This window comes from Vibrio sp. 1402 (genome assembly GCF_033340275.1).
Genome location: NZ_JAWOWE010000358.1, coordinates 1 through 644, shown reverse-complemented (window position 1 = coordinate 644; position 644 = coordinate 1). Strand labels below are relative to the sequence as shown.

Genomic DNA, 644 nt, shown 5'->3' with positions numbered 1-644 from the left:
CGCTTCAGCGCTAATGTTTGCATGGCAACATGCGAAGCACATTTACGCAGATACTTGCTTGAACGCAGAAGGCTCAAAAGAGTACAAAATTCACGGTCCAATCTTCTTTGGTTCAGCAGCAAACTTCCTCGAGCTGTTTAATGCGCCAGAAGATCCTAAAGATGTGATTGTCGATTTCGCAGACTCTCGCGTAACAGACCACTCGGCAATTGAGGCAATTGAAACGCTAGCAGAGCGCTACGCTTCCATCGGCAAAACGCTTCACCTTCGTCACCTAAGTCCGGATTGTCGCAAACTACTCGACAAAGCTGGCAGTCTAGTCGAAATCAACGTGAAAGAAGACCCTAGCTACAAAGTCGCAACCGACATTTTAGCTGGCTAATCTATGCGTAAAGGGATGAGCAATGCTCATCCCTTTTATTATTTATCTGATATCGTGATAATTACAGCTTCTGCAAAACCGCTACCGACGCCTCTTCGATTAAGTCCAATACCAACTCAAATCCATCATCTCCACCATAGTAAGGATCTGGGATCTCGTCATAACTCGAATTAGAGTGGCTTAAAAATAGCGAGACTTTATGACGATGTTCTGCAGGACAAATATCGAGTAAGTCAGCCAAGTTTGCTTTATCCGCAGCCAG

General features: G+C 45.0%; 1 protein-coding gene and 1 pseudogene. One reads left to right on the top strand and one right to left on the bottom strand.

Going from position 1 to position 644, the window contains the following annotated elements; translation table 11 throughout:
- Window positions 1–382, top strand: a 382-nt coding sequence (locus R7044_RS26055; protein ID WP_225456099.1) for an STAS domain-containing protein, incomplete at its 5' end; no start/stop codon positions are given.
- Between the two features lie 61 nt (window positions 383–443).
- Here R7044_RS26055 and R7044_RS26050 read toward each other — a convergent pair.
- Window positions 444–644: pseudogene (locus tag R7044_RS26050) on the bottom strand (low molecular weight phosphotyrosine protein phosphatase); the annotation flags it as partial.